This window comes from Micromonospora acroterricola (assembly GCF_003172955.1).
GTDB classification, from domain to species: domain Bacteria; phylum Actinomycetota; class Actinomycetes; order Mycobacteriales; family Micromonosporaceae; genus Micromonospora; species Micromonospora acroterricola.
This window is the reverse complement of sequence record NZ_QGKR01000049.1, coordinates 1-4,166: the sequence shown is the minus strand read 5'-3', so window position 1 is coordinate 4,166 and position 4,166 is coordinate 1. Positions and strand designations below refer to the sequence as shown.

3 protein-coding genes are annotated in these 4,166 nt (G+C 73.4%); all 3 read left to right on the top strand.

The genetic code is table 11. The features are described from left to right. The coding region (locus DKT68_RS00640) for an FtsW/RodA/SpoVE family cell cycle protein (RefSeq protein ID WP_407940677.1) at positions 1 to 1,533 on the top strand (1,533 nt) is incomplete at its 5' end. Next, a complete protein-coding gene (gene murG / locus DKT68_RS00635) occupies positions 1,533 to 2,639 on the top strand; it encodes an undecaprenyldiphospho-muramoylpentapeptide beta-N-acetylglucosaminyltransferase (protein ID WP_109815492.1) in 1,107 nt (368 codons plus the stop codon). The genes DKT68_RS00640 and murG, both read left to right, overlap by 1 nt. Next, the coding region (gene murC, locus DKT68_RS00630) for a UDP-N-acetylmuramate--L-alanine ligase (protein ID WP_236646651.1) at positions 2,636 to 4,166 on the top strand (1,531 nt) is incomplete at its 3' end. The genes murG and murC, both read left to right, overlap by 4 nt.

Below are 4,166 nucleotides of genomic sequence, written 5' to 3'. Positions count from 1 at the left end.
GGCCGCGCAGCGCGGCCAGGCCACCGGCCGCGGCCAGACCGCGCAGCGGCGCGACCGCCGTCGCGGGAACCGGAGCCGACGGCTGTCGCGCCGCTGCGCGGTCTGGACGCGGCCGGTGGCCTGGCCGCGCTGCGCGGCCTGCTGGACCGGCCGCTGGCCTCCTACTATCTGCTGCTGTCCAGCGCCGGCCTGCTGCTGCTGATCGGGCTGACCATGGTCTTCTCGGCGACCAGCGTTCGCGACTTCGCCGAGGACGGTGACGCGTCCGCCTCGGCGACCAAGCAGGCGATCTTCGCGGTGATCGGCATCGGCGCCTTCTGGGCCTGCCAGCGGCTGCCCGCCAGCACGTACCGGGCGTTGGGCCGCCCGTTGCTGTTCACCTCGGTGGGGTTGCTGCTGGTGCTCAACCTGCTGCTCGCGTACGCCCGCCTGACCGACCAGGACTCGGCGCGGGTCGGGCCGATCGAGGCGCGGCTGCTCTGGCTGTTCATCGGTGGAATCCAGGTCCAGCCCTCCGAGCTGGCCAAGTTCGCGCTGGTGCTCTGGGGCGCACACCTGATCGCCCGCAAGGGCGCCGCGCTGGGCTGGTGGCGGGAGCTGGCCACCCCGCTCTTCCCGGTGATCGGGCTGCTGTTCGTCCTGGTCGGCTACAACGACGTGGGCACCATGCTCTGCCTGCTGGCCCTCGTGGTCGGCCTGCTCTGGGCCGCCGGGGTCCGGATGCGGGTCTTCGGCGTCCTGTCGGTGGCCGGGCTGGCCGGGATCGGCCTGCTCATCGCGGTGGCCTCGCTGGGCGCCGGCTCCGGCGAGCAGGGCGAGGACAACTACCGACTCGCCCGGCTGATGTCGTTCATCAACCCTCCGGACCCGGAGGCGTGCAAGCTCGGCGACTGCCTCCAGCTCTACCAGGGCCGGCTGGCCATCGAGCACGGCGGCTGGTTCGGCGTCGGGCTGGGCAAGAGCAGCCTCAAGTGGGACTGGCTGCCCGAGGCGCACAACGACTTCATCTTCGCGATCATCGCCGAGGAGCTGGGCGTGATCGGGTGCGCGGTGGTGCTCGCCCTCTTCGCGGTGCTCGCGTACACCGGGTTGCGGATCGCCCGGCGGGTCGACGACCCGTTCCGGCGGCTCGCCGCCGCCGCGGTGACCACCTGGCTCGCCACCCAGGCCGTGATCAATATCGGCGGGGTGGTCGGGCTGCTCCCGATCACCGGCCTGCCGCTGCCGTTCATCTCCGACGGCGGAAGTGCCCTGGTCGTGACGCTGGCGGCGATCGGGATGCTGGCGTCCTTCGCGCGCGCCGAACCCGATGCGGCCAGAGCACTGCATGCCCGTCCGCCGGCCCGGTGGGTCCGACTACTCTGGGCCCCGTTGCCGCCGCTTCCCGGCCGGCGTCGCCGGCCGGCGACGCCGCCGGCTGGCCGAGGGTCCGTGCCCCGGTCCCGCGAGCGGCGGCACGACGACCAAGCCGTACCGCGCGGCACCCGGCAGGGCCGGAGTCCCGCGGGTTCGGCGAGCGAGAGGAGACGCTGATGGGTCCGCTGCGTTCGGTGGTGCTCGCGGGAGGTGGCACCGGGGGTCACATCTACCCGTTGCTCGCCTTCGCCGACTGCCTGCGCCGACACGACCCCGGCGTCCGGATCACCTGCCTCGGCACACCCAAGGGCATGGAGAACGAGCTGATCCCGCCGCACGGCTACGACCTGCGGCAGATCCCGGCGTACCAGCTGCCCCGATCGGTGAACATGAACCTGGTCCGCACCCCGGGCCGGATGTGGACCGCGGCCCGCGCGGCGGGCAAGGTGATCGACGAGGTGCAGGCCGACGCGGTGGTCGGCTTCGGGGGGTACGTCTCGGTGCCGGCCTACCTGGCGGCCTGGCGTCGGGAGCTGCCCATGGTGATCCACGAGGTGAACGTGCCGCCGGGGGTGGCCAACCGGCTGGGCATGAAGTTCACCAAGAACGTCGCGGTCGGCTTCCCGCACCAGCCGAGCCAGGCCGAGTCGCTGCGCGACGCCACCGTGGTCGGTGTGCCGCTGCGCCGCAGCATCGCCGCGCTGGACCGGTACGCGCTGCGCAACGCCGCCCGCGCCCACTTCGGGCTCCGCCCGGACCTGCCGGTGCTCTTCGTGGCCGGAGGATCGTCGGGCGCCCGCTCGATCAACCTGGCCGTCTCCGGCGCCGCCAAGGAGCTGGCCCGCAACGGCGTGCAGGTGCTGCACGTGATGGGCGCCCGCAACGAGCCGGTGCCGATCCCCACCGACCTGCCGGTGCCGTACGTGACGCTGCCGTACCTGTCGGAGATGGAGCTGGGCTACGCCGCCGCCGACCTGATGCTGGCCCGGGGCGGTGCGATGACCTGCGCCGAGGTCGCCGCGATCGGGCTGCCCACGATCTACGTGCCGTACCCGCACAGCAACCAGGAGCAGAAGCGCAACGCGCTGCCCGTGGTGGAGGCCGGCGGCGGGGTGCTGGTCGACGACGCGGAGCTGACCCCCGACTGGCTGGAGCGCACGGTGATCCCGCTGATCCGTGACCCGCAGCGGCTGTACGCGATGGGCGCGGCGGCGGCGGCGTACGGGCGGCGCGACGGTGACGAGGCCCTGCGCTCGTTCGTCATCCAGGCGGTGGTCCGATGACAGCGCAGTTCACCCCGGCCGGCACGCTCACCGCCGAGGACCTGGGCACCATCCACCTCATCGGGGTGGGCGGGGTCGGCATGAGCGGGCTCGCCCGGCTCTTCCTCACCCGGGGCATCCCGGTCTCCGGCAGCGAGCTGCGCGAGTGGCCGTCGCTGGCCGGCCTGCGGGCGCTCGGCGGGACGATCCACATGAGCCACGAGGCGACCAACCTCGACGGTGTGGACACGGTCGTCTACTCCTCGGCGATCCCGCAGGACCACCTGGAGATGGTCGAGGCGCGCCAGCGGGGTCTGCGGGTGCTGCACCGCTCGGAGGCGCTCGCGGCGGCGATGACCGGCCGTCGGGCGGTGGCGGTCGCCGGCACCCACGGCAAGACCACCACCACGTCGATGGTGACGATGGTGCTCCAGCAGGCCGGGGTCGACCCGTCCTTCGTTATCGGCGGGGAGATTTCCGAGGTCGGGTCGGGCGCGCACCACGGCACCGGCGAGTACTTCGTGGTCGAGGCGGACGAGAGCGACCGGTCGTTCCTCATCTACCGCCCGTACGTCTCGATCATCACGAACGTCGAGGCGGACCACCTGAACACCTACGGCGACTACGCGACGCTGGAGGCGGCGTTCGTCGAGTTCGCCCGGCTCACCGACCCGGACGGGTTCATCATCACCTGCGCCGACGACCCGGGAGGGCGGCGGCTGGCGGAGACCCTGCGCGCCGAGGGTCGGCGGGTGCACACGTACGGCGAGGCGGCCGACGCCGACCTGCGGCTGACCGAGATCGTCTCGTCGGCGCGGGGGGTGCGCTACCTGGCCGCGATCGACGGCCGGTCGCTGGGCGAGTTCCGGCTGCCGGTGCCGGGGCGGCACATGGGGTTGAACAGCGCGTCCGCCGTGCTGGCCGCGTACCTGCTGGACCTGCCAGTGACGGCGGCGGAGGCCGCGCTGGCGGTCTTCCCCGGCGTGCGGCGGCGCTTCGAGCGCAAGGGTGTGGCGGACGGCGTGCTGGTCTACGACGAGTACGCCTACCACCCGACCTCGATGACGCTGGCGATGCAGACGCTGCGGGAGGTGGCCGGGGAGGGGCGGCTGATCGTGGTCTTCCAGCCGTACCGGCTCTACCGCACCCGCGACTCCCAGGCGGAGATCGCCGAGGCGCTGGCCATGGCCGACGAGGTGGTGCTGCTGGAGGTGTTCGGGCCGGGCGAGCTGCGCCAGCCCGGCGAGGGCTCGGCGGCGCTGATCGAGGCGGTGGCGTTGCCCGCCGAGCGGAAGGTCTTCGTCGACTCCTGGGAGGACGCCCCGGTCGAGGTGGTCCGGCGGGCCCGCCCGGGTGACGTGGTGGTGACCATGGGCGCTCCGCCGATCTCGCTGATGGGTGACGAGCTGCTGGCCGGCCTGCTCGCGCGTACCGCCGGCGCCGCGCCGACCGCGACCGTCGACCCGGTGGCGACCGCCCCGGCGGTCGGTGGCCCGGTGTCGGGCGGGTCCACGGCCGGTGGCGACGGAGCCGCTCTCGGTGGCAGCG

Excerpts from the sequence above, each read along its gene's own strand:
- murG (WP_109815492.1), top strand. The coding sequence starts at position 1,533 with ATGGGTCCGCTGCGTTCGGTGGTGCTCGCGGGAGGTGGCACCGGGGGT.